This is a genomic window from Salinibacter altiplanensis (assembly GCF_002894645.1).
In the GTDB taxonomy this organism is placed as follows: Bacteria; Bacteroidota; Rhodothermia; order Rhodothermales; family Salinibacteraceae; genus Salinibacter; species Salinibacter altiplanensis.
On sequence record NZ_NCQY01000009.1, the window covers coordinates 103,405 to 128,369 of the forward strand.

The 24,965-nt window shown below is 64.6% G+C and carries 17 protein-coding genes and 2 pseudogenes; 4 read left to right on the forward strand and 15 right to left on the reverse strand.

Annotated elements, in window-relative coordinates; genetic code table 11:
• Window positions 1-13: 13 nt before the first annotated feature.
• From B7R93_RS03760 to cysD, 15 genes and pseudogenes are all read right to left on the reverse strand, one after another.
• Window positions 14-1,819: an ABC transporter ATP-binding protein gene (locus tag B7R93_RS03760; protein ID WP_232797984.1), complete on the reverse strand. Its 1,806-nt coding sequence runs from the start codon at window positions 1,817-1,819 to the stop codon at window positions 14-16.
• A 194-nt stretch (window positions 1,820-2,013) separates the two neighbouring features.
• Window positions 2,014-3,285, reverse strand: a complete 1,272-nt coding sequence (locus B7R93_RS03765) for a GNVR domain-containing protein (RefSeq protein ID WP_103019499.1) — start codon at window positions 3,283-3,285, stop codon at window positions 2,014-2,016.
• Window positions 3,286-3,718: 433 nt separating this feature from the next.
• Window positions 3,719-5,110, reverse strand: a complete 1,392-nt coding sequence (locus tag B7R93_RS03770; protein WP_103019500.1) for a nucleotide sugar dehydrogenase — start codon at window positions 5,108-5,110, stop codon at window positions 3,719-3,721.
• A gap of 53 nt (window positions 5,111-5,163) precedes the next feature.
• The gene (locus tag B7R93_RS03775) at window positions 5,164-7,137 is read right to left on the reverse strand and encodes a hypothetical protein (protein ID WP_198598572.1); all 1,974 of its coding nucleotides are present in this window, start codon (window positions 7,135-7,137) and stop codon (window positions 5,164-5,166) included.
• A gap of 350 nt (window positions 7,138-7,487) precedes the next feature.
• On the reverse strand, window positions 7,488-8,522 hold the full coding sequence (locus tag B7R93_RS03780; RefSeq protein ID WP_103019502.1) for a GDP-mannose 4,6-dehydratase: 1,035 nt from the start codon (window positions 8,520-8,522) through the stop codon (window positions 7,488-7,490).
• Window positions 8,523-8,710: 188 nt separating this feature from the next.
• The gene (locus tag B7R93_RS03785; RefSeq protein WP_103019850.1) at window positions 8,711-11,806 is read right to left on the reverse strand and encodes an SLBB domain-containing protein; all 3,096 of its coding nucleotides are present in this window, start codon (window positions 11,804-11,806) and stop codon (window positions 8,711-8,713) included.
• Window positions 11,807-11,965: 159 nt separating this feature from the next.
• Complete coding sequence (gene rfbD, locus B7R93_RS03790; RefSeq protein ID WP_103019503.1) at window positions 11,966-12,877, reverse strand: dTDP-4-dehydrorhamnose reductase; 912 nt, start codon at window positions 12,875-12,877, stop codon at window positions 11,966-11,968.
• Between the two features lie 12 nt (window positions 12,878-12,889).
• Window positions 12,890-13,450, reverse strand: coding sequence for a dTDP-4-dehydrorhamnose 3,5-epimerase (gene rfbC / locus B7R93_RS03795; protein ID WP_103019504.1), 561 nt, complete (start codon window positions 13,448-13,450; stop codon window positions 12,890-12,892).
• Window positions 13,451-13,474: 24 nt separating this feature from the next.
• Window positions 13,475-14,410, reverse strand: coding sequence for a glucose-1-phosphate thymidylyltransferase RfbA (gene rfbA, locus B7R93_RS03800; RefSeq protein WP_103019505.1), 936 nt, complete (start codon window positions 14,408-14,410; stop codon window positions 13,475-13,477).
• Window positions 14,411-14,528: 118 nt separating this feature from the next.
• Window positions 14,529-15,575 carry a dTDP-glucose 4,6-dehydratase gene (gene rfbB, locus B7R93_RS03805; protein WP_103019506.1) on the reverse strand — a complete coding sequence of 349 codons (1,047 nt, stop codon included), beginning with the start codon at window positions 15,573-15,575 and terminating at the stop codon, window positions 14,529-14,531.
• Between the two features lie 14 nt (window positions 15,576-15,589).
• Window positions 15,590-15,970, reverse strand: a pseudogene (locus B7R93_RS03810) (HEPN domain-containing protein); the annotation flags it as partial.
• 16 nt (window positions 15,971-15,986) lie between these two features.
• Window positions 15,987-16,313: a nucleotidyltransferase domain-containing protein gene (locus B7R93_RS03815; protein ID WP_103019508.1), complete on the reverse strand. Its 327-nt coding sequence runs from the start codon at window positions 16,311-16,313 to the stop codon at window positions 15,987-15,989.
• Between the two features lie 508 nt (window positions 16,314-16,821).
• Window positions 16,822-18,669, reverse strand: coding sequence for an SLC13 family permease (locus B7R93_RS03820; protein WP_103019509.1), 1,848 nt, complete (start codon window positions 18,667-18,669; stop codon window positions 16,822-16,824).
• 64 nt (window positions 18,670-18,733) lie between these two features.
• Window positions 18,734-20,638, reverse strand: a complete 1,905-nt coding sequence (gene cysN / locus B7R93_RS03825) for a sulfate adenylyltransferase subunit CysN (protein ID WP_423815918.1) — start codon at window positions 20,636-20,638, stop codon at window positions 18,734-18,736.
• A gap of 199 nt (window positions 20,639-20,837) precedes the next feature.
• Entirely contained in the window at window positions 20,838-21,743 is a 906-nt protein-coding gene (gene cysD, locus B7R93_RS03830; protein WP_103019851.1) for a sulfate adenylyltransferase subunit CysD, read from the reverse strand.
• 450 nt (window positions 21,744-22,193) lie between these two features.
• On the opposite strand from cysD, the gene B7R93_RS03835 reads away from it, so the two are divergent.
• The 4 genes and pseudogenes from B7R93_RS03835 to B7R93_RS15450 form a co-directional block, all read left to right on the forward strand.
• Entirely contained in the window at window positions 22,194-23,351 is a 1,158-nt protein-coding gene (locus B7R93_RS03835; RefSeq protein ID WP_103019511.1) for a DegT/DnrJ/EryC1/StrS family aminotransferase, read from the forward strand.
• 5 nt (window positions 23,352-23,356) lie between these two features.
• Complete coding sequence (locus tag B7R93_RS03840; protein ID WP_103019512.1) at window positions 23,357-23,974, forward strand: sugar transferase; 618 nt, start codon at window positions 23,357-23,359, stop codon at window positions 23,972-23,974.
• The gene (locus B7R93_RS03845) at window positions 23,967-24,608 is read left to right on the forward strand and encodes a NeuD/PglB/VioB family sugar acetyltransferase (RefSeq protein WP_157942186.1); all 642 of its coding nucleotides are present in this window, start codon (window positions 23,967-23,969) and stop codon (window positions 24,606-24,608) included. The genes B7R93_RS03840 and B7R93_RS03845 overlap by 8 nt, the downstream gene beginning before the upstream one ends.
• Before the next feature lie 9 nt (window positions 24,609-24,617).
• Window positions 24,618-24,965, forward strand: a pseudogene (locus B7R93_RS15450) (glycosyltransferase family 4 protein); the annotation flags it as partial.

A 24,965-nucleotide genomic window follows, 5' to 3' on the forward strand; every position in this document is an offset into this window, starting at 1 on the left:
ACCTAAGTTTCGATTACGAAAACGCCATTGACTGAAACTTTGAGTGGTTTTCTGCTAACTCATTGTATTTTCCCTCACCTACTTTCCGACCTTTCTCCAACATTATGATGCTATCGGCGCGCTTTACTGTACTTAACCGATGAGCTATCATGATCATTGTGTGGTCATCTTCAAGTTCATAAATCGCCTCCATTACACTGGCTTCTGTGTCTTGATCCAGTGCACTCGTAGCCTCATCAAAGACAAGTACAGAGGGCCTATGATACAATGCTCGGGCAATTCCGATCCGTTGTTGCTGACCTCCGGAAAGTTTCACTCCCCGCTCACCCACGATTGTTTTCCACCCCTTCAGTAGTTCTTCGGTAATAAAGTCATGAATTTGCGCCCTCCGCGCAGCGCGCACCACAGCATTCATATCGATCTCGTCTTCTGGTACACCAAATGCGATATTTTGAGCTACGGTATTATCAGACAGGTACATCTGCTGCGGTACATAACCGATGTCCCTCTGCCATCTGGGAATATTTTTGCCTCGGAGGGGCATACCATCCACCGATATTGTTCCTTCCTGTGGGCACAGGAGACCCAGAATTAGGTCGACTGCAGTAGTTTTACCAGAACCCGTCTTTCCCACGAAGCCAACTGTACTACACGCAGGAACCTCCAGAAACAGATCGTTGATCGCAGGACTATCGGCTCCTGGATAAGAGAAAGTGACACCTTCCATCACCAGCTCTTCGTCCAGAGATAGCGACTGGTTTATGGATTCAGACTCTCCATTCAATGAGGAATAGTTCCGTCCTTCCACTCGCTGCTGAAAGCCATCACTAATTTTCTTCAGAGCAGCACTGTTAAAGCGAGCACTAGCAAGTCCTCTAAAGGCCTTTTGTAAAGCAGGCATCATCCGATACCCCGCAAATGCATAGAGCCCTAGAATTGGTATTACTTGTCTAAAGTCATCTTTTACTAATATCAAGTATATAGCTATCAAAATAATACCACCAAAGGCAATGGCCTCAAGGATATACCGAGGGGCTTTTTTTATAATCTCATACTTCGATTGCACACGGGCATACCACTTTGTTGGTCTGTCATACCTTTCGAGAAAAGACTCTTCTTTTCCTCGTATTTTTACTTCTTTTATTCCCCCAAATGCCTCATCTATAAACTGATAGCGTTTTGCATTGGCCTCCACGCGCCCACTTCCAGCTCGGTCGAGTCGATCCCGTACGACGCGATACATGGCCGCATATCCAACTCCAAGAATAGTAGCAATCATGAGGGCCACGACCGGATCAACAAAAAATAAGAAGGCGATAATCGCGAGCGCGGCGATCGCCTTCGCCCCGCCCTGCATAGCGGGTCTTAACATCCGGTTCGCCACTTCCCTTACGTCGTCCAAAATATTCTTCCCAAGTTCCGCACTATTGCGTGAAAGAAAGAATTCATAGGGCTGGTAAAGGTAGCTGGACAGAAGTCGTCGCGAGAGATTACGATTAAATGTCCAAACGTAACGGTACACTGCCCACGTTGTGAGGATGATAAATACGTTGCTCACGATAAGCGCCATAAGAGCCCCAAAACCCAACGCAATAAGAAAGGTATTAGTATCCGTAAATCCGACAGTCTTGTATACCCATCTCAGATATGTATTTTCGTGCACGCTCGATGGATCGGTTGCCACCGAAAGAAACGGCATGATGGATGCTACGCTCACCACCTCTAAACCTGCCATGACGACGACGGCACAAAAGAGCAAGTACAGTTTTCGTCGTTCACGGGTGGTAAGAAGATTTATAAGTATTTTTATTGTTTTCATACTACATGTTTTATATCAATGGTTTTTATTTTTTGACTATAAACCTAATGTAGTTTATACTGTTTCATTTGATTTATTTTTTCATATAATACATAACTATCGAGTCAATTTTGCACCGTCGCTGAGAGTTTATTACATTTTTTAACGTTTTTATACAATTCAGATACGTAAATACGATTACATTTTACGTAGAACTACATCGACTTGTGCTTCTGCCAACGAGTTGGAATCAGGCGGTTACGAATTTCGTCAAGCTTTTCCTGCTCTTCGTCGTCATCTTTCACTTGTTCGAGGGATTCCGATCCAAATGAAATTCCCATCCCGAGGATACCGCCGAGAAGAAGACTCATTAACACGACAAGTGTTCGATCAGGCGCACTCGGCTCTGTAGGCGGCACTGGCTCTTCAACGACCGTGACCACAGGCTGCCGCCGCTGCAGGTCAAGCCGCGTCTGCGTGTGCTGACTCTGGAGTTCACTATAGAGCTGTTCCTTGAAGCTCACCTGCCGCTGCAGGCGATCGCGTCGGAACTGCAGCGTGGCCGTCGTCGGATTCTGGTTCCGTTCTAAAAACTGTGCCAATCGGTCCTCCACATTTTCCAGCTCCTGCTCAGCTTCTTCGAACCGTCCCTTCACGAAACGGAGTCGCTCGCGCACCTTCTCCGTACGAATCGCCCGGACTCGCTTCTTGAAGTGATCAAGAAAACTTTCCGCAAGCTCCGAAGCGAGCAAAGATCCGCCAGCAGTCACAGAAATCGTCATTAGGCCTGTCTCCTTGTCAACCGATGCCGAAACTTTTTCAACAATGGATTCCAGGGCTTCGTCTTCTTCTTCACTCGGAATCACCGGCGCACCGGCGTCTGTCGTTCCGGCCGGAACCGGTGGTCCCGAAATAATCTCTCCCAAGTTCTTCTTGAGGGTCAACGGCAGAAAAAGCGTGTATTTCAGCATGATTCCTAAGGGACCGGGCGGCCGATTCACGTACTCAACATATGTCATCGGCCGCTCGGCGTCCGGAAAGCGGAAGGTATCCCGCACCACTGCCTGCCGCACCTCATGGCTCTTCAGCACATCGGGGTAGGCCTGTGGCGTAAGGCCGCCAGCCGCCCCGCCGAGGCTAATGCCCAGTCCGGAGAGGGCACCGCCTCCAATTCCTCCGGGGAGTCCCCCCGGTAATTCCCCACCCTTCTGCTGCGCCTCACGCACTACCCGCACCTCCGAAGTAAACTCTTCCGGCGCCAGCAGCGCGTACGTGATGCCCAGCAGCATGAAGACGAGCGTCGTCCGCACGATGAGCGTTTTTTTGCGGGCCAGGACGAGCAGGATGTCCAGCAGGAACACCTCGTCCTCTCTGGCCGGTGGACCGGCTTCTGGTCCATAGCCGGGCCCTTCCGCCCCCGGCGCCCCGTTGCCGGACGGTGGATCGGCGGGGCCGTCGGAATGGTTTTGACTCCCGGCTTCACTCATAGAAAGCGCGGTTCAGGGATGAATCAGAGGGCAAATGCTTCAGGGCTCAGGAGATTTCTAACGGCCGCCCGGAGACGTTCACGTCCAATTCAAACTGCACATTGTCTTGTGAGACCTCAGACGCATCAAGCACCTCAAGCCCAATTAGCTCATCCTCCGGACCGAAAGCGGATCGCCTTGAAGCATGGCACGAAGTACAGCGGCCTTAGAGTCATCGGTCACGTTGACTGGCTCCATCTCTACAGTATTTGTCGACTGTGCTCGTCCAGTACACGGTGTGGAAAATTCATTTCCCCCTGAACGGTAGGGACTCAAATTTATCCCAGACCCCGCCGCCGTTGAGCGACCTCCGCGTCTCCGTGTCCCGGTAGGATCTGCTTGGGATGCCTCACTGCTCCCTCGCGTCCCCCTCACACCCCCCACACCACCGTCCTCATCCTGCCCCCAGCAGCGTAATCTTCTCGCGGAGCACCGGGTCGGTCACAGCATCGAGGGCATTTCGCGTGTCCACGACGGCCGGGGCGTGCTCCACGACGAGGTGCGGGTCCATCGCGTCGTGATCGGTCACGACGACAGCCACCTCGTGCCGCTGGAGCGTCTCCGGCGTCAGCTCGACCGACGGCACCTCGTCGACCCTTCCATTCGCCCCGGTCGGTACCTGAAAGGCGTCCACGTGCGGGTCGTGGTACCGGACGTCCCCCACGCCCTTCTCGTGGAGGAGCCGGATAATCTTTTCAGCGGGCGCGTGGCGCGTGTCGCTCACGTTGCCCTTGAAGGCCACGCCCAGCACCAGCACCTCCGCGTCCTGCAGCCGCACCGGCTGCCGCGCCAGGGCCTCCACCACCGAGTCGACCACGGCCGCCGGCATCTCCTCGTTGATGCGGGCCGAGAGAGTGATGAAGCTCGTCTCGAAGTCATGCTTCTCGGCCAGCCACGAGAGGTAGTGCGGGTCGATCGGGATGCAGTGTCCCCCCACGCCCGGCCCCGGATAGAACGGCATGAAGCCGAACGGCTTCGTCGCGGCCGCCTCCACCACTTCCCACATGGACACGTCGCCCATCCGCTCGCAGAGCTGGGCGAGCTCGTTGACCAGGGCGATGTTGACCGAGCGGAAGATGTTCTCCAGCAGCTTTTCCATCTCGGCCACCTTCGGGCCGGAGACCGTGTGCACCTCGGCGATGATCTGCTCCAGGGCCTGCCGGGCCACGTCGGTGCCGGTCTCCGTCATCCCCCCCGCCACGATGGGCGTACTGGCGGTCGTGTACTCCTCATTGCCAGGGTCGATTCGCTCGGGGCTGAAAGCCAAAAAGACATCCTCGCCCAACGTGAGACCGTCGGGGCCCTCCTCCCGCAGAATCGGCGCGACGACCTCCTCGGTCGTGCCCGGGTACGTCGTGCTCTTCAGCACCACGAGCTGGCCGGGCCGCAGGTGCGGAGCAATCGAGCGGGTCGCGGCCTCGATGTAGGTGGGATCCGGCTCGTTCGTTTCCGTCACGGGCGTCGGCACGCAGAGAAACCACACGTCGATCTCACCGCCCTCTTCGTAGTGGGGCGTGGCCCGCAGCCGCCCCATCTCCACGAGCCCCTCGATCGCCTCGTCGTCGAGGTCCTCTATGTAGTTGTCGCCCGCATTGAGGCGCCGGACGCGGTCTTCATCCAGGTCAATGCCCCGCGTCTCGAAGCCTTGCGCGGCGTACTCGGCCGCCAGGGGCAGCCCCACATACCCCAGACCGACGACACCGACGGTCGCCGTGGTCGTGTCCAGGCGGCGGCGCAACTCGGCCGCAGCGTCGGTCGTGTCGGGGGCAGAAACAGTCTCGGGCATGCGAGTGATGCATCAAGGGAAAGCAATGCAAGAAGTGCCGCGGCGACCACGGGCTACGGGCCGGAAGGAGGCGGTCCCTTCGGAGACTCTCCGTCTTTCGATGTGTCGCTCGTCGATACGCCATTCGTGGGCGTGCCGTTCGTCAGTGTGCCGTTTTTTGACACGCCGACCGGAGCGGCCGAGGGAGACGGCTCCGGACCCGTCTCCTCTTCCGGCGAGACCGACGCGTACGACACAGTGAAGGCCCGGCAGTCAACTCCCGCCTTGCGGCACGCCTCCGCGAGGACGCGGCGGCGCTCCGGCACGTGGGCGTCGGTGGCAATGAGAAGCTCGTCGATGTCGTGGGCCCGGCAGAGACGTGGGAGGTCGGCCCGGGCGCCAAGCACACGCAGCCCCTGCACCGTTTGCCCCTCCGTAAGCGGGTCGTCATCCACGAAGCCCACCGGCTCGGCCGGTCGCTCCCGGTCGTGGCGCAGGGTACGGAGGGCCAGCAGGCCCGTGTCGTCGGCCCCGTAAATCAGAACACGACGAACTCCCGGCCTGCATGACATAAGATACTGCCGGAGCCCCCGAAATCCAAACCGCGCCGCGGCGACGCCCCCCGTGGTGATCATCCAGTCGATGACGAGGGCCGCCGCGGGGACGGCCGCCGCGCCGTACAGACCCATGAGCAGGACCGCCACGAGCGCAGACGCCGCAGAGGTGGTCGCCACCGTGCGCAGCAGCTCCGGCGTGCCGGCGTGCCGCCAGAGTCTGCGGTAGAGCCCCCCCGCGTAGAAGACGACCGCCTTCGCCGCAATAACGAGCGGGAGGGCCCCCAGCACGAAGCCTTCGACGGCCCCCGGGAGAGATCCGCCGTGCCGGAGCACGTGCGCCCCCACGAAGGCGGCCCCCACGATCAGGGCGTCCCCAAGGAGACCGACGATGGCCTTCCAGTGCGGCCCGACCAGGCGGTGCAGCGCGCGGAAGGGCCGTCGCGCAAGGGCCGTGCGCGGCAGGGCAGGGGCCTCCTCGTCGTAGACGCGGGCCCGGGCGAGGTGAATGCCCAGCACCCCGAGGCCCACACCGCCCAGCCCGGCGACCGCGTAGAACAGCGCCGGGTCCGCTACGAGCACGAGCAGGGCCCCGGCGCCGGAGAGCAGGCCCAGGCCGTACAGCATCCAGACGGCCCGCCGCTCCGAGAGGCCCAGAAGGACGAGCCGATGCGAGGCATGGTCGTTCCCCCCCTGGGCGACGGAGCGCTCCGCCACACGGCGCATGACCGTCACGAGGGTCGTGTCCAGAATCGGCACGGCGAGCACCGCCAGGGGCACCAAAGCGACCGCCACCGGATCACCGGCCGGCATCTCCGCCTGCACGGCGAGCCCCAGGCCGGCGAGCAAGAACCCGAGGGCGAGGCTGCCACAGTCCCCCATGAAGATGCGGGCGGGCTTGGCGTTAAAGCCCAGAAAGCCAACCGCCGCCCCGGCCACCGTAGCCGCGAGGACGCCGGCCGTCAGCGCCCCACCCCCCACGGCAAGGACCCCGAAGGCCGTCGCCGCAATGCCCGCAATGCCCGCCGCGAGGCCGTCCATGTTGTCGAGCAGATTGATCGAGTTGGTCATGCCCACCACCCACAGCAGCGTCAGGGGCGTAGACACCCAGACAGGCCACGCCGGCCCGAAGGCGTAGCCGCTGTACAGGAGCAATCCGGCGGCGGCCCCCTGCACCGTCAGCTTGCCGGAGGGCGGCACGTGCCAAAGGTCGTCCACGAGGCCCATCGCGAACAAGAGCGCCGCGCCTCCCCAGAACGGCAGAACGGCCGCGCCCGGGGCGCTCCAGAGGAGCCCCACCGAAATCCCCCCGAAAAGCGCAATGCCGCCCATCAGGGCCGTGGGGCGCTCGTGCCAGCGGTCGTCACTGGGCCGGTCTACCCATCCGAACGTGTGAGCCGCCCGGATGACGAGGGGCGTGAGCACCGCGGTGGCCAACAGGGCCGCGAGGCCTCCTTCAAAGACAGTCCAGACTTGCTGTATCGTCGACTCCATGAAGTGCATTCACCAATGAAAGAGGTCCGCGGCACACGTTCGCCCCAGCTCAAGGTATAGAAAACTCTACACGTCTTTGTCAGAGTCGAAGTCATCCGACGGACAATGCCCACTATCCCGCGGTGTCTCCAGGGTCCGTCCGATGATGACTTGACCGTTCTGCTTCGGCTGAATGTGCTCTCGACCAGGCCTGAACAACAAAGCAGACAATTTCGAATGGAATTGGACACTTGAACAAGAACCGTTCCGTCCTTCCCCCACCCCACGGGCTCTTGGCGTCTCTGCCACGTCGGGAACGGGCCCTGCGCGCTCTGCGCAGCCCAGTGCCCCCCGGCCGGACGTAGACCGATCTACGAGGCAAAAGCCGCAAGGCTCGTGGGGGCGTTCTCGGGGACCGGGCCCGAGTCAGTCGACTCCCCTGCGGACGCGATCACGTCCCGAAGAATGTCGTCGGTCGAGTGCTGCGGGACGTAGCCTGTGGCGACGTGGAGCTTACTCACGTCCGGCGTCCGGCGCTTCATGTCCTCAAACTCGGGGCCGTACACCTCCTCGTAGGGCACGTGGACGATTTCCGAGTCGGAGTTCGTCATCGACCGGATCCGCTTGGCCAACTCGTTGATTGAGATCTCCGTCCCCTGCCCGATGTTGAACACCTCGCCCTCCGCCTCGGGGACGTCGAGGAGCTTCTGTGTGGCCCAAACCGCATCAGCCACGTGGGTAAAGCAGCGGGTCTGCGTGCCGTCCCCGTGGACCTCAATCGGGTCGCCCGCGAGGGCCCGTTCCACGAAGCTCGGGATGACCATTCCGTAGCGCCCCGACTGGCGCGGCCCGACGGTGTTGAAGAAACGGGCGATGACGACCGGGAGGTCGTGCTCGTCGTGGTACGCCTGGGCCAAAAACTCATCCGTGGCCTTCGAGCAGGCGTACGCCCAGCGCCGCTTAGACGTAGGCCCGAGCGTCCAGTCGTCCTCTTCACTCAGGGCCTCCAGGTCCTCGTCCTTGTCCATCGCCTTCCCGTACACCTCCGACGTAGACGCCAGAAGCGTCGTCGTGTCGTGGTAGTGCGCGAGCTGCAGGACATTCTCAGTGCCCCCCACGTTTGTCTGCAGCGTCTCGACGGGCTGGTCCATGATGCGCTGCACGCCCACGGCGGCCGCCAGGTGCACGATGCGGTCGCACTCGACGACTCGCTTCTCAAGGGTGTGATAGTCTTGAACGTTGCCCACTGTCAGCGAGAAGCGATCGTGGTCCGCTAGGTGCCGGACGTTGGCGAGGCGCCCGGTCGACAAGTTGTCGAAGGCGTGAACGTGATGCCCTTTTTCCAGAAGCGCGTCTGCGAGGTGACTGCCGATAAACCCGGCCCCACCGGTAATGAGGTATTTCATGCGCCGGAGTTTAGGATTCTAGGTGCAATTGGGGTGCCCCACCCTGCTCGTATCAGACAACAGCCGGACGTGCGCTCAATCCACGCTTGCCTCTCTTTCCCCCGCAAGAAAACGTGCAGGGGGCTGCAATGACCACGAGGACCTTTCTCAGCACAAAGACTTTTCGCAAACTTCGTTCCAGCTGTCGGTTAAAAGGCCCGCGTGGCGAGCACGATCAGGCTGAGGGTGCTCGAGATGACCTGGCCCACGTTGGAGGCAATTTCGGCGTAGTTGATCTCTTGCTCCTGTTCGGGCTCGGGCTGCACCCGGATCACGGCCCCGTCGTCCACGACCGGGGCGCGGCGGAACCAGCCCGTGTTCACCTTGAAGGTGGCGCCGGACGCCTGGGTCAGGAAGACGCCCTGCGTGTCCTCGCGCGTGCCGCCGGCGCGGTCAAGGTAGTAGCCCACGCGCCGCCCCTCTTCGTGCTTGATGAGGCCCTCATTCGCCACGTTGCCCCGGATGGCCACCGTGTTCGGCTGGGTCGGGATGATGACCTCATCGCCCGGGCGCAGTATGACGTCCTCCGCCGGATTCCCTCGCACGGCCCGCTCCATCTCGACGATTACCTGCTCCCCCTCCCGCTGCACCCGAAAGTCCTGATCCGCCTGCGCCTCCGGCCGGACGAGCCGCCCGCCCTTCAGGTAGCCGGTCGAGAGCACGCCCCCGGCCCGCTGGATGACGCTGGAAAGGCGTTCGTTGTCGCGAAGCAAGGTGTACTCGCCCGGATACTGCACCTCTCCCTGCACCGCAACGGTCTCTTGGGGCTGGAACGTGGGGTTCTTCCGAATAAAGATGCGGTCTCGGTGTTGTAGCTCAAAGTCGGCAGCGGCCTCCAGCGCCCGCATCGTGTCTTGGACTGAGAAGTCGACCTCCTTCGGGTCCAGGTCCCGCTCCACCAGGGGCACCTCTATGGTGTTGGCGCGACGTTCCTCTTGGCCCTCCCGTTCCACCATCCGGGTGACGGTGACCTGCCGGAGCGAGGCGCCCTCCGTAAAGCCGTTCGCCTGGAGGATCGCGTCCTTGAGCGTCATGTTGTCGCGGAACGCGTAGCGGCCGGTGTCTTGCACCGCCCCGCTGATCTGCACGAACTGCTCGTCGAGGCGCTGGACGGTGGCCGGGTACACGCGGATCTCGTCCTCGGGCCGGAGCGTGCGGCCCGCCATGCCCTCGCCCGCCAGGGCGTCGCCAAGGTGAAACGGAATGACCCGCTCCTCCTCCCCGTCCGCCGAGACGCGAAACAGGTCGGCCCGCCCCAGGAAGACGTCCTTCAAGAACTCGTCGTCGGTGAGGCCGCCGCCCTGCAGGAGCAGGTTCTGCACCGTCATGCCGTCGCGGTGGCGGTACGCGCCCGGGTCCCGCACCTCGCCGGTGATGCGCACCATCCGCTCCGTCTCCATCTCGCGGGCGGAGGCGACGTGCAGGCTATCGCCCGGCCGCAGGACCACGTTCGCCTGGGGCCGGTCCTCCAGAACCGCGTTCAGGTCGAGGGAGCGGCTCGTCTCTCGCAGGCTGTCGTCAATCCGCACGAGGGACGCCTGCTCGCGGTAGGCGGCGCCCGTCAGGCCGTCGGCCTCCTCGATCAGGTCCTTCACCGTACGCACCTGGTCCCCAATCTCGTACTGCCCCGGCTGGTAGACCGCCCCCGTCACCTCCGCGGCGTTGACGCGCACCGCTACGGCCGGGTCCTTCGCCTCCGCGAGGGACAAGATCCGCACGCGATCGCCGTCGGACAGGGCCACCTGCGCGGTGTCGGACCGGGCGTCATGCACACTGGCATCCTGCACCTCCCGCGCCACGGACGGGTCGTCCCGGTCGGCGGGCGGCACGATGCGCTCGATCTGGAAGCGTTTCGTGTAGGCGTTTGCCTCGAGTCCCCCCGCGTAGTCGATCAGGTCGCCGGCCGTCTCGTCCTCCTTCATCTCGTAGTACGCCGGGCGCTTGACCGGCCCCGTGATGGCGACGGTCTCCCCCCGCGGCGGGACGAAGACGTAGTCGTTGCTCTGCAGCTGCACCGGGTCCGGGCTGTAGCCCTGCAGGAGGTAGTCGTACAGGTCGACGGTCTCGACCACCTCTCCGTCCCGGATGACGCTAATGTTGCGCAGGCTTCCACGCCGGAGGGGCCCGCCGACGCTGTAGAGGGCGTTGAAGACGGTCGAATAGCCGCTCACCATGTAGCCCCCGGGCTGGGACACCTCGCCGAGCACGAAGACCTGCGTGGGCCGCACGCGGGTGAGCGTGAGGTCCATGAAGACCGTCGGCGGGTCGGTCGTCAGCCCTGAGTAGCTCTGGGAGAGCCACTGCTTCATGTCGGTCCGCAGCTCGTCGAGCGACTTGCCGGAGACGGTAAACTGGCCCACGTTGGGGACCGTCACACGGCCGCCCTCGTCCACCGGCAGCTCGTACGTGAACTCGGCTCCCCCCCACACGGTGAGGCGCAGCTCGTCGTCCGGCCCCACGACGTAGCTGCCGTCGGCCGGCCCGGCGGGCTGGGGCGTGAAGGCTTCCGGGATGGTCTTGAACGTATCGTACCCGAAGTATTCGAGCGTGTCGCGGTCCGCTCGGGTCGTGTCCCGGTCTGGCAGCTCCCCCTCCGGAAAGATTGTCAGGCGGCGGCCCGTGGCCAGTGTCACGCTCGTGTCTCGGGTGGACGCCTGCACGAAGAGGTTCCACGTGCCGTCGCTCGTGTCCCGAGGCACCGTGAGGCGGCCGCGCCACGTGCCGTCGACCACCGACCCCCGGACCCGCTGCACGTCTTGCACCTGCACCGAGTCGCCGCCCGCCGTGAGGAAGCCGGGCTGCACGGTTCGGATCTGGTTCGCGCTCCGGAGCGGCACCCGCACCTCAATGTCGCGGGGCAGCTGGTCGACCGAGATGCTGTCGGGATCGATCTCGGGCGTCCCCGCCAGGACGGGGAACGACGGGTTGCGCGGCACCTCTCGTTGTCCCCGTCCCACCCCAGTGGTGTCCTGCCTCTGCCGCTCACGCGCCGCCTGCAGCAGCGACTGGATGCGCGCCTCCGGCACCCCCAGCTGGCGGGCGCGCCGGGCGGCCTGCTCGGGGTTGGAGGGGTCGATCCCGAGCTGGCGCAGGCGCTGGCGCGCCTCCTGCACCGTCATGCCCCGCTCCTCCAGCTCCTGCCGGGCCTCCTCCGGCAGCTCCTCGCGCTGCTGGGCGGGGGCCGCCCCGGGCAGGACAGTCCCGGCCACCAAGAAGACGCAGCACACAGAAAGGATCCAGCGCATCGTGAACGGAACGAAGGACCAGAGAGACCGAGACGAATCGAGCAGCAACGTGCCGCCCCCAGAGACCGTGGGGCGGACACAAGATTATTGGTAAGCGGTGCCGGGTAGAAAGGCGAACGAATCCGTGTCAGGGCCAACGGCTTTTTCGAATATTCGACTTCAGGAGACGTCTGCGGCCGACGTGTCGCCCACGGACGCCACGTGCTCGCGGAAGCGGGCCAGCTGGGCCGTCCACGGCGTGTCCGGCAGGCCGAAGACCTCTCGGGCCCGGCTCGCATCGAGCACGGTGTAGGCCGGGCGCGGCGCCGTCGTCTCGTACTCGCCTGAGGACACGGGCTCGACCGTCACGTCCGGCCGCCCAAACTGGGCAAAGATCGCCTGAGCAAAGCCGTACCAGCTCGTCTGGCCGGTGCCCGTGAGGTGGTACAGCCCCGACAGGGACGCGTCGTCGACCGCGAGGAGCTGTTCACAGATCGAGGCCGTTGCCTCGGCGAGCCCGCCCGCCCAGGTCGGCACGCCGATCTGGTCGTCCACCACGGTGAGTCGGTCGGTGTCGTCGGCCAGGCGCAGCATGGCCCTTACGAAATTGGACCGGCGGCGGCTATACATCCAGCTCGTGCGCAGGACGACGTGGCGGTCACAGGCGGCCTGTACGGCCTCTTCGCCGGCGCGCTTGGTGCGGCCGTATGCGTTGATCGGATTGGGGGGGATGTCCTCGGTGTAGGGCACGCGCCTCGTCCCGTCGAACACGTAGTCGGTGGAGTAATGCACACACCAGGCCCCCACGTCACGAGCCGCCTCGGCCAGCACACGGGGCGCCTCGGCGTTGAGGCGGGCGGCCCGCTCCGGCTCCGCCTCGGCCCCGTCGACGTCGGTGTACGCCGCCGCGTTCACGATGAGGCGCGGCTCCAGGTCCGCCACCACGCGACGAATGGAGGCCGGGGCCGTCAGGTCGACCGTGGCCCGGCCGGGGGCGTGCACCGTGCCGAGGGACGCGAGGGGACGCCGTAGCGCGTGGCCCACTTGTCCGGTGGCCCCGAGCAGCAAAATGGGGACGGTCCCGTCAGGCATTGCGGATTGAACTTATCGAACGTCGTCGAACCGAAGAGCCTCGCGGGGCATCTCGTCCAGCGTGGGCGCCGTCGCGTCTTTATCCGACAGGACGGGGTCCTCGACCGGCCAGTCGATGCCGAGCGACGGATCGTCCCACCGGAGGGTCTGGTCGGCCTCGGGGTGGTAAAAGTCAGTGCACTTGTAGTGAAAGAGCGCCTCGCCGCTCGTGACCGCGAAGCCGTGGGCGTACCCCTCCGGCACATACAGCTGCCGCGCGTTCTCGGCCGAGAGGGCGTGTCCCGCCCACGCCCCAAACGTGTCCGCCTCCGCCCGCACGTCGACCACCACGTCGTACACCTCTCCCTTCAATACCGAGATCAGCTTCCCCTGCGGCCGGGGGTTTTGGAAATGAAGGCCGCGGAGCACTCCCTCCCGGGACCGGGACAGGTTGTCCTGGACGAACGTGGTGTCGAGGCCGTGGTGCCCGTGGTCTCGGGCGTTCCAGAGTTCGGTGAACGCGCCGCGGTCGTCTTCATGGACGTCCAGGTCGATCAGGCGCACGCCAGGGAGGGCGGTCTCGGAAACCGTCATCGGACTGCGGGTCTTGAAGGAATCTCACGAGGCGGAGGCGGGCGCCGTGTCGCCCCGGACACGCGCCACGAGGTCGATCAGGTACTGGCCGTAGGCATTGTTGTCCATCGAGTGTCCAATGCGCAGCACGTCGTCGGCCTCGATCCAGCCTTTCTGCCAGGCAATTTCCTCCGGACAGCTGATCTTCAGCCCCTGGCGCTCCTCGATCGTCTGCACAAAGTTGGCCGCCTGGAGCAGCGAGCCGTGCGTGCCGGTGTCGAGCCACGCCATGCCCCGCCCCAGGGTTTCGACGTGGAGGCGGTCTCGGCGCAGGTAGTGCCGGTTCACGTCCGTGATCTCCAGCTCGCCCCGCCCCGACGGCTCCAGGCCCGCGGCGATGTCGACCACGTCCGCGTCGTAGAAATACAGGCCGGTCACCGCATAGTTGGACGGCGGCGCGTCGGGCTTCTCTTCGATGGTGTGGGCCCGCCCCGCGTCGTCGAAGTCCACGACGCCGTAGCGCTCCGGGTCGTTCACGTAGTAGGCGAACACGGTGCCGCCCCCCGACTGCCCGGCGGCCCGACGCAGCTTGGGGCCCAGCCCCTCCCCGTGAAAAATGTTGTCGCCCAGGATGAGGCACACGTCGTCCCCGCCGATGAAATCGGCCCCGATCGTGAAGGCCTGCGCGATGCCCTTCGGCTCCGGCTGCTCGGCGTAGCGGAGGGTCAGGCCCCACTGCGCGCCGTCCCCCAGCAGGTCCTCGAAGCGGGGCAGGTCTTTCGGCGTCGAAATCAGGAGAATGTCCCGGATGCCCGCCCGCATCAGTGTAGAGAGCGGGTAGTACACCATCGGCTTGTCGTAGACGGGCACGAGCTGCTTGCTCACCGCCCGCGTGGCCGGATGCAGCCGCGTGCCCGCTCCGCCAGCAAGCAGAATGCCCTTCCGGGTGCGGGCCGAAGTGCTACTTTCGTCGTCGCTCATCTCGTCAAAGCCCTTCTCAAGTCCGTGAAAGCGTCGTCACAGTGCATGACGCGCAAGGAGTGGTGCCCAGAGTATGAGTCGGCCTCCACCGCCCGTTTCACTTTTCACGTTTCACGCATCAATCCGCCTCTGCTGCGGCCCCGTCGTCGGCGTCCCGCCCGACCGCCTCCACCCAGTTCCGGTGCTCCGCGTACCAGTCGACCGTCCGGCGCAGGCCCTCCTCGAAGTCGACCCGGGGCGTCCAGCCGAGCTCCGTTTCGATCTTGCTCGCGTCGATGGCGTAGCGCCAGTCGTGCCCCGGCCGGTCCTCCACGAATGTAATCAGGTCCCGGTGCGGGGCCCCCTTGGGCCGTCGCTCATCCAGGAGGGCACAAATCCGCCGGACAACCGCAAGGTTCTGCTGCTCGCAGTCGCCCCCGATGTTGTACGTTTCGCCCACCGCCCCCTCGCGCAGCACGTGGAGCAGCGCGCGGACGTGGTCCTCCACGTAGAGCCAGTCGCGCACGTTCTCGCCGGTGCCGTACACCGGAATCGGCGCCCCGTCCAGTGCGCTGCGGATGACGACCGGAATGAGCTTCTCCGGGTGCTGGTACGGGCCGTAGTTGTTCGAGCAGTTGGTGATGAGGACTGGCAGGTCGTACGTTCGGTGCCACGCCCGGGCGAGGTGGTCGGCCCCGGCCTTGCTGGCCGAGTAGGGCGAGCTGGGGTCGTAGGGGGTCTCCTCGGTGAACGCGCCGGTCTCGCCGAGCTCCCCGTATACTTCGTCGGTCGAGACGTGGAGGAACCGGAACCCGTCGGGCCGGCCCTGTTCCTCCCAGTGGGTCCGCGCCGCCTCCAGCAGCACCTGTGTGCCCACCACGTTCGTCTGCACGAAGGCGGCCGGCCCATCGATGGAGCGGTCCACGTGCGACTCCGCCGCGAGGTGGAGCACCCCATCCGGCTCGTGCTCGCGGAAGAGGCGGTGCATGGCCGGGGCATCGGTGATGTCCTCGTGCTCGAAGTGGTGGCGGGGGCTGTCGGCCACGGGCGCGAGATTCTCGCGGTGCCCGGCGTAGGTCAGCGCGTCGACGGTGACGACGGTCGCCTCGGTTTTCTGAATGAGGTGGCGCACCACCGCCGAGCCGATAAAGCCCGCGCCGCCGGTGACGAGAAAGGTGTCGTTCATGCGATCGGTTTGGGTCAGTCAGTTCGTGAGTCTAGCGTCTCTCCGTCTTCCTCCAGGTGGCCCTCTACCCACTCCAGAACGTGTTCGGCGATCGCTACGGCCTGTTCGTATTCGTCTCTGGTGACCGATTCTCCAATCCCTGGATACCGGACAGAAACCGCGTAATCCGTCAAGATTGCGGCTTCTTCTACCGAGCCTGGGACCTCCAATCTTTGCTTTTGAACGAGAGTAATCAGATTTGCCAGGTCGTGCGTGTGCGGAACGGATACGTCCAGATGGATCAGCAGCCCCTTGAGGGCTTTTTCAGCCGCTTGCTGGGCATCAAAACACAAATCTTCCAGGTACACGTCGGGATGCGTCTGCCGAGCCCGAGCCATATTGCTTCGAGCCCGATCGAGCCAAGCTCGGGGATCATCCGGTGGCCGTCATTGGGGCACTGTAGACCTCAGTTCCTTCTTCCAAAGCAGACGAGATAACGAGAGAGTGGCTGTTTGCGTACCGCTCTACGTCTTCCGGGGTCACGACGACAATATCAACCGATTGACCGACCCCGATAAGATTCCGGTAGATCCGCTGCGCCAACTTGCGGCAATGAATGCCCGCCTTCACTACCAGGAGATCCACATCGCTGTGCGGCCCCATCTCATCCCGGGCGGCCGACCCAAACAGGATGATTCGCTCCGGATCGGCCACCTCCACGACACGCTCGATGATGATGTTCAGAACTGGGGACTCCATGGGCCGAGGATTGGGCAGAGAACATGGGCCGGATACACCGTACTCTCATCCTCTTTCGGGGACCATCCGATCGAGGGTCCGAGCGAAGGCACGAAGACTCAAAAGGATGCGCTCTTCGGTCTCTTTAATAGTCGTCTCGCAGGAAGATCAAGCTGCACAGTCAAGTTCGAGGGCATGTCATTGCACACCACGTGTCGAGACCTCCAATAGCCGGTCCAGGTTTTCGAGTATCATCCGACAGGACTGAGGGAGGGGGCCCGTCAAGCTCTGTATCCATCTGCTCCGGCAACTTTCGGTGCCGACTCCCTCCGGGAGAATCTCGATGCCGCTTCTGCTCGCAACGGGCCTGGTCGCCCCGGCGGCGCACTGTGTCTCGGTAGGGGGCGAGTACGTCTGTCATCAAGACGATCTCGGCCCGCTCAACAGGCCTTTCATACATGTAGTGGTGGTCGTCTTTTGGACTGCACCAACGTGTAACAGGTCACTCAAGGTTTCCAATCTTGCTACGCTAGAGCCACACCAGCGAAATGACGGTGACCGAGGTCCCCATCACGAGCAGGGTGACCGGCCAGCCCACGCGGGCGTAGTCGCTGAACCGGTAGCCCCCCGGCGCCATCACCATCAGGTTTGTCTGGTAGCCGATGGGCGTGAGGAAGCTTGCGGAGGCGGCCACGGCCACCAGAACCCCGAAGGCGATGGGCGGGGCCCCGAGGCTCGACGCCGCCGCCATCGCGATGGGCAGCATCAACACCGCGGCGGCGTTGTTCGTAATGATCTCGGTCAGGAGGTTGGTCAGCAGATAGAGGGCCACGAGAACGGCCACGGGCCCGAGCGGCTCGGTGACGGAGAGGACGCTCCGGGCCACTGCCTCCGCGAGCCCGGTGGCCTCGAGGGCCGTCCCGACGCCGAGGGCCGCCGCGATGACGACGAGCACCTGCACGTTGAGCGCCCGCTGCGCCTCCGCCGGCCGGATGCACCCGGTTCCAACCATGAGGAGGGCCGCGAGGAAGGCGGCCGTGACGATGGGCGCCAGGCCCGTCGCCGCCGCGAGCACCATCGCGCCGGTCAGTCCAAGGGCAATCGGGGCCCGCCCCGACCGGTCCGTGTCCGCCTCGGCGTCTTCGGACGCATCGTTCCGGCGGGCCCGCCCGTCGCGGGGCGCGACAAGATAGAATTCCTCCCGGCTGCCGCTGCTCCATCGCTCCTGGAAGTCGCCGGGTGCCTCCACGATCAGCAGGTCGCCCGCCTGCAGCTCCGTCGTGCCCACCGGCCCCGAGAGCGGCTCGTCCTGGCGCTGGATGCCGAGGACGACGCCTTGGTACTGCTCGCGGAAGTTGGCCGCCCCGAGCGTGGTGCCCACCAGGTTTGACGACTCGGCGATGACCGCCTCGTAGAGCGGCAGGGTCTCGTAGCGGGCCGGGTCGCCGCGGGCGTCATCGGGGTCGGGCAGGGTGCGCGTGAGGCCTCGGCGCCCCAGAAGCCGCTCCCGCGCGGCAAGACTGCCGTTGAAGGCCAGGATGTCGCCCTCCTCAAGGGGACGGTCCGGGCGGCCCTGCAACACCTCCTCCCCACGGCGGACGTGCGTCAGGTAGGCGTCCCCGAGGTCGCGCAGGCCCGCCTCGGCCACCGTCTGGCCCACGATGGGGGACGGCGCGGTGACGGTCACCTCGAACATGTTCTGGCCGAGGTTCTCCTCCGCTGCGGCCGTTCCCCCGCCCCGATCCGGCAGCAAGCGGTGGCCGCCCAACACGAAATAGGCGATGACAACGAGGGCTGCGGGCACGCCCACCCAGGTGACGTCGAACAGGTGGAGCGGCTCGTACCCTTCCGCCTCCATGAGCCCCGCCACGATGAGGTTCGTAGAGGTCCCGATGAGCGTCGTCATGCCCCCGGCGATCGCCGCGTAGGAGAGCGGGATCATCAGCTTCGAGGCGGGGATGTCCTGCGCGTCGGCCCACGCCTGCAGGCGCGGCGTGAGCATCGCCACGATCGGCGTGTTGTTGAGCAGGCCGGACAGGACAGAGGTTGGCACCATGAAGCGGGCCAGGACGGGCCCCAACCGCGTGGTCTCGGGAAAGAGCACCCGATCGAGCCTTGAGAGGGCATTGGTGTGCTGCACGCCCCCGGCCACCACGTAGAGGGCACCCACAGTGAGAACGGCGGCGTTGGAGAACCCAGCGAAGGCCTCCGCCGGCGCCACGACGCCCGTGACGAGCAGCACGGCGAGGCCGCTTAGCAGGACGAGGTCCGGACGCCCGACGTCCGCCATCAACGCCCCCACCACCCCTATAACGACGGCACCCGTGAGCCAGGCATCGGGGCCGAGCCCCTCAAAAGCCGCCGCGAAACCGAGCATCTGTTCGGGGAGCGTGCTCTACGTGCCACATCGGTCGGGACTGGCAAAACACCGTCTGCCGGTGCTACACGATCTCGCGGGCCTGGAGGACCTCGACGATCTGATCGACGCATGCCTCCACGTCGTCCGTGTCGGTGTCCACCACCACGTCCGGGTCCGTCGGCGCCTCGTAGGGGGCGGAGACGCCGGTGAAGTTGGCAATCTCGCCGGCCTCGGCCTTCGCGTAGAGGCCCTTTGCGTCCCGCTCCTTGCACACCTCCAGCGGACAGTCGACGTGTACCTCCAGGAAGCGGTCGCGGACGTCCTCCGGCAGCAGCTCTCGGGCCCGGTCGCGGTCCTCCTGATACGGCGAGACGAACGAGCAGAGCGTCACGTTGCCCTGCTCGAAGAAGAGCCGCGCCACCTCGCCCACCCGGCGGATGTTCTCTTTGCGGTCGGCGGGCGCGAAACCGAGGTCGCCGCTCAGGCCGTGCCGCACGTTGTCCCCGTCCAGCATCATCGTCTGCACATCCGCGTCGAACAAGCGCTCCTCCACCGCCTTCGCGATCGTGGACTTGCCGGCGCCGGACAGGCCCGTCAGCCACACGACGCCTGCCTTGTGGTCATTCTTCGCTTCGCGGTCCTCTCGTGGAATCTGGAGCCCCTCCCACACCACGTTCGGGGAGCTCTCCGGTTCGTCCTCCGCCTCCGACGCTGGCTGCTCGCCAAATGGGGTCACGTCGGTGGCCACGCCCCGGATCATGCCGGCGGCCACCGTGTCGTTGGTGTCCGGGTCGATCAGGATGAAGCTGCCCGTCGCCTGGTTGATCTTGTACGGGTCCGCGAACAGCGGGTCGGCCGTCTCGATCTCGACCCGGCCGATGTCGTTGAGCTCGAAGGTGTCGGCCTCCTCTCGGTGAAAGGTCTCCACGTTGGTCCGGTACACGATCTTTGACACGTAGGCCTGCGTCCGACGCGTGGTGTGCTGAAGCACGTAGGGGCGGTCCTGGCGCATCGCCTCCTCGTTCATCCAGCAGAGGTCGGCGTCGAGCTGCCGGGTCACGTCCGGTTTGTTACGGCTCCGCACAATCATCGAGCCGCGGCTGACGTCGAGCTCGTCCTCCAGGGACAGCACCACCGAGTCGCCGGGGCCCGCCTCGTCGAGGTCTCCGTCCAGCGTCGTGATCGTGTCTACCGCCGAGGTGTGCCCGGACGGAAGCACCGTAATCTCCTCCCCCGGCCGCACCGTCCCGGACGCAATCTGTCCGGCAAAGCCCCGGAAGTCCTGGTGGGGCCGAATCGTGGTCTGCACCGGGAACCGGAAGTCCACCTGGTTGCGCGTCGACTCCGTCCGCACGGTCTCCAGCCGGTGCAGGAGGGTGGACCCCTCGTACCACGGCATGTTTTCGGAATGGTGCACCACGTTGTCGCCCTTCAGGGCCGAGATCGGGACGAACGTGATGTCCTGCACATCCAGGTTGTCGGCGAAGTCCTTGTACGCGGCCACGATCTCGCGGAAGCGGGCCTCGCTGTAGCCGACGAGGTCCATCTTGTTGACCGCCACGATGACATGGGGAATCTGCAGCAGTGAGGTGATGAAGCCGTGCCGCCGCGTCTGCTCCAGCACCCCGTTCCGGGCATCGATCAGCTCCACCGCCAGCTCCGCCGTCGAGGCCCCCGTCACCATGTTGCGGGTGTACTGCTCGTGGCCCGGCGTGTCGGCAATGATAAACTTGCGCTCCGGGGTGGAAAAGTAGCGGTAGGCCACGTCGATCGTGATGCCCTGCTCCCGCTCCGCGCGGAGGCCGTCGGTCAGGAGCGCCAGCTCCAGCTCCTCGTCCTCCCGCTGGGTGTTGCGCTCGATCTCCTCCATCTTCTCCTCGAAGATCTCCTGGGTGTCGTACATGAGCCGCCCGATGAGCGTGCTTTTGCCGTCGTCCACGCTGCCGGCCGTCGTAAACCGAAGTACATCCATGTGTCCGTGTCGAATGTCGAATTGCGAATGTCGAATCGAGGTGAGCGGCCGAAGGTGTCGAGTGTCAGGCAATCTCCTCTTCAACCCTCGACTTGTGCCTACGCCCAGTGCCCCGCCCCCTAACTGCCCGAATGAGACAATGCCCTAACGATGCAATGACCCAATGATGCAATGCCCGAATGAGGCAGTGCCCAAATGAGACAACAAAAGACGCCTAGAAATAGCCCTCCCGCTTTCGCTCCTCCATCGCCGCCTCCGCACGCTGGTCGTCGGCCCGCGCCCCGCGCTCGGCCTGCTGCGTCGTGGCCACCTCCGCGATCACCTCGTCGAGCGTCGTCGCCGTCGACTCCACCGCGCCGGTGCAGGTCATGTCCCCAATCGTGCGGAAGCGGACGCTCTTTTCGACGTAGTGCTCGTCTTCGCGGAGGTCGTTGTAGGGCGACTTCGGGAGCAGCACGCCGTCCCGCTCAAACATGGTCCGCTCGTGGGCCAGGTAGAGGCTCGGAATCTCGATGCCCTCCCGTTGGATGTACTGCCACACGTTCAGCTCCGTCCAGTTGCTGAGGGGAAACACGCGGAAGTGCTCGCCCTGCCCACTGCGGCCGTTGTAGAGGGTCCAGAGTTCCGGGCGCTGGTTTTTCGGGTCCCAGTTGCCGAACCGGTCTCGGTGGGAGAAAAAGCGCTCTTTGGCCCGCGCCTTTTCCTCGTCCCGGCGCGCCCCGCCAAGAGCGGCATCGAACCCGTGCTCCTCAATCGTGTCGAGCAGGGTGACGATCTGGAGCTTGTTGCGGCTCGCATCCGGCCCCTGCTCCTCCTTCGCGCGGCCCGACGCGATCGTCTCTTCGACGCTCCCCACGATCAGGTTCAGGTCGTGCTTCTCCATCAGGGTGTCCCGGAAATCGATGGTCTCCGGGAAGTTGTGTCCCGTGTCCACGTGGAGAATCGGGAACGGCACCGTCGCCGGGTGGAATGCCTTCCGGGCCAGGTGAACCATGGTGAGCGAGTCTTTCCCTCCACTGAACATCAGAACGGGATTGTCAAACTGGGCCACGGTCTCCCGCATGACGTGAATGGCCTCCGACTCCAGCCAGTCGAGGTGCTCGGAGGTACCGTCGGGCATGGGCATGATGAATGGTGCGAGGTGTCTGAAAAAGTCTGGCGCAAGGGGCGCGGCCTGCAGAAACGAGCAGGTGCGTCGAAGCGGCGTTGAGGCTCCGTCTTTGCCTCCTTTGGAGCATCAAGATCAAGGCCTGTGCCGTGCGTGCGCGGTTCTACGACACGGCATTTCCGAACTGCAGAATGCGGACACGCAGGACGTGACGTTGCCGGAAATGAGAGAAACCACGGGTGAACGTCGGAAACAATAGTCGAAAAAGCAATGCCCGCGCCGCATTATTGATGCCTGATCGCCACCACGGCAGGGGTCAAATCTCTCCCGATCCGTCGTTTTTTCACGCAGCGACAACCAGCCTCCCCAATTTCAACTTTGTTGAACGCCTCTTTATGTTAAGAGCAAGTATTCTAAACGTAAGAGTTCTGTGTGCACTGCCCAGCCGTTCCCTGCCCTCTTTTGTCTCAGTCCGCCCCCTGCTCCACGACCCGGCTTCCGCTCGCCCGGCCGGACCTGTCCTCCCACGAGCGAGAACAGGTCCGGGAGGTGCTGCACTCGGACCGCCTCTCGCGCGGCCCCGCCCTGAGGGCCTTCGAAGCCGCCATGGCGGATCGGTGCAGCACCGCACACGCCGTGGCCGTCAGTAGCGGAACGGCCGCTCTGCACTGCATCGTGGCGGCCCTCGATCTGGAGCCGGGCGCCGAGGTCCTCACAACCCCGTTCAGCTTCGTCGCGTCGAGCAACGCGCTGCTGTACGAGGACCTGCGACCCCGCTTCGTCGACGTTGATCCCGGAACCTACAATCTCGACGTGGGTCGCGTGGCGGACGCACTCACCCCGGCGACCGAGGCCATTCTCGCGGTGGATGTGTTCGGCGTGCCCGCCGACTGGCCCGCCCTCACGGCCCTGGCCGAAAAGCACGACCTCGCCCTTATCGACGATGCCTGTGAGGCCGTCGGAGCGTCGGTTCAGGGACACCCCATCGGGACGTGGGGGGACGCCGCGGGCTTCGGGTTCTATCCCAACAAGCAGATCACGACCGGCGAAGGGGGCTGCATCACAACCGACGACGCCGACCTGGCCCGCCACTGCCGCGCCCTCCGCAACCAAGGCCGCACGCCGGACGGCCGCATGCGCCACGACCGGCTCGGCTACAACTACCGGCTCGACGAGATGTCGGCGGCCCTCGGCTGTGCGCAACTCGACCGCCTGGACGCGCTTCTCGACCGCCGCGCCGCCGTCGCCGAGATGTACCGGGAGGCCCTCGCCCCCCTGGCCGACGATGTGGTACGCCCCGGCCGACCGGCCGATGTGGGACGGAGCTGGTTCGTGTACGTCGTCCGTCTGCGTGACCACTTCGGCCCTGGGGCTCGCGACCAGCTGATGGACCGCCTGCAGGCCCGAGGGGTGGGCTGTGCACCGTACTTTCCCGCCATCCACCTACAGCCCTACTACCGCGACCGGTTTGGCTTCGCCCCGGGCGATTTTCCGGTGTGCGAGGCGGCCTCGGCGCGAACCCTGGCCCTTCCCTTCTTCGGCGACATGGGCCGTGGGGACGTCACCCGCGTGGCCGAGGCCCTGGCCGAGATTCTTCCCACCCTGCCCCGCTCGTCTTGACGCCCATGCCTGCCTCCTCCCCAACTCGCTCAACGGCCAAGCGCGCTCTCGACGTAGCGGGGGCGTGCGTTCTCCTGGGAGTACTGGCTCCCGTGTTCGGACTCGTGGCGCTCTGCATCTGGCTGGACGACGGGCGGCCGCTGCTCTTCACCCAAACGCGCATCGGATCCCAGGGAGAGCCGTTCCGGATCTTCAAGTTTCGCACGTTGACCCATGAGCCGGCCGATGCGACGCGTCCAGCGGCCCACACGACGCGTGTCGGCGGGGTTCTGCGGCGCTGGGCCCTCGACGAGCTGCCCCAACTCTGGAACGTCCTGCGCGGTGAGATGAGCCTTGTCGGCCCCCGCCCCACGCTGCCGAAGCAGGTGGCTCGGTATGGCCCCCACGAGCGCAGACGCCTTCACGTACGCCCCGGCCTCACCGGCTGGGCGCAGATTCATGGGCGCAACGCGCTCCCGTGGCCTGAGCGCATCGACCTGGACGTATGGTACGTGCGACACTGGAGCCTCGTGCTCGACCTGCAGGTCCTGCTTCGCACCCCCCTCCTCCTGGTTCGGGGCACGGGCGTGTATGGCGATGAGCAAAATCCTTCGTTCTCTCCCGACGCTCAGCTGCATGTCTGACCCTGCTCCCCTCTTCCTCGTTGGGGCTGGTGGATTCGGGCGCGAAGTGGCCGCGCTGGTCGAAGCCCTGAACCGGCAGGCCCCCACATGGGACCTGCGCGGCTTCGTCGACGACGATTCGAGCCTCCACGACACCGCCGTGATGGGACTCCCCGTTCGGGGCGGCCTTGACTGGCTCGCCCACCACCAGCCGGCTTCCGATGTTGCTCTTACCATCGGAGACGGCACAGCTCGCCGGTCCGTGGCCGACCGCCTCGCCTCGCTCAACCTCCAGCCCGTCCCCCTCGTCCACCCGACGGTTTCTGTGCATCGCACCGTCACCCTCGGGCCTGGCACGATTCTTTGCCAGGGCGCTGCTCCGACCGTGGACGTTCAAATAGGCGCCCATGTGGTTCTCGATCAGCACTGTACCGTGGGGCACGATGCGGTGCTCGACGCGTTCGTTTCGCTCCGACCGGGCGTCCGCCTTTCCGGAGCAGTCCATCTAAAGCAGGGCGTCACGGTGGGGACAGGGGCCGTTGTGCTCCCCGGCGTCACCGTTGGCACGGGCACGACCGTGGGCGCCGGCGCAGTGGTGACCGACGACCTTCCTCCTGGCTGCACCGCAGTCGGGGTGCCTGCTCGTCCTCAATAGCCTCGCGTTATGCACATCGCCGTCTTTCTTCAACACTACCACACCCCGGACTGCCCCACCGCGGCCCGGCCCTACGCATTGGTGGAGCGACTGGGCCAGGACCACGCGGTAACGGTAATCACGACCCGGGCGTGGGAGGACACGCGAACGGCCCGCCGGTTTCCGTGGGCCCCACCGGGCGTCGACCTCGTGCGGTTCGACGTGCCCTACGACAACAACATGACGTCCCCCCAGCGACTCACCTCGTTTTTGAGCTACGCAGCCCGGGCCGTCCGGCATGGCCTGCAGATGCCACGCCCGGACCTCTTTCTCGGCTCGTCGACGCCCCTAACGGCGGCGGCCGCCGCGGGCCTCGTG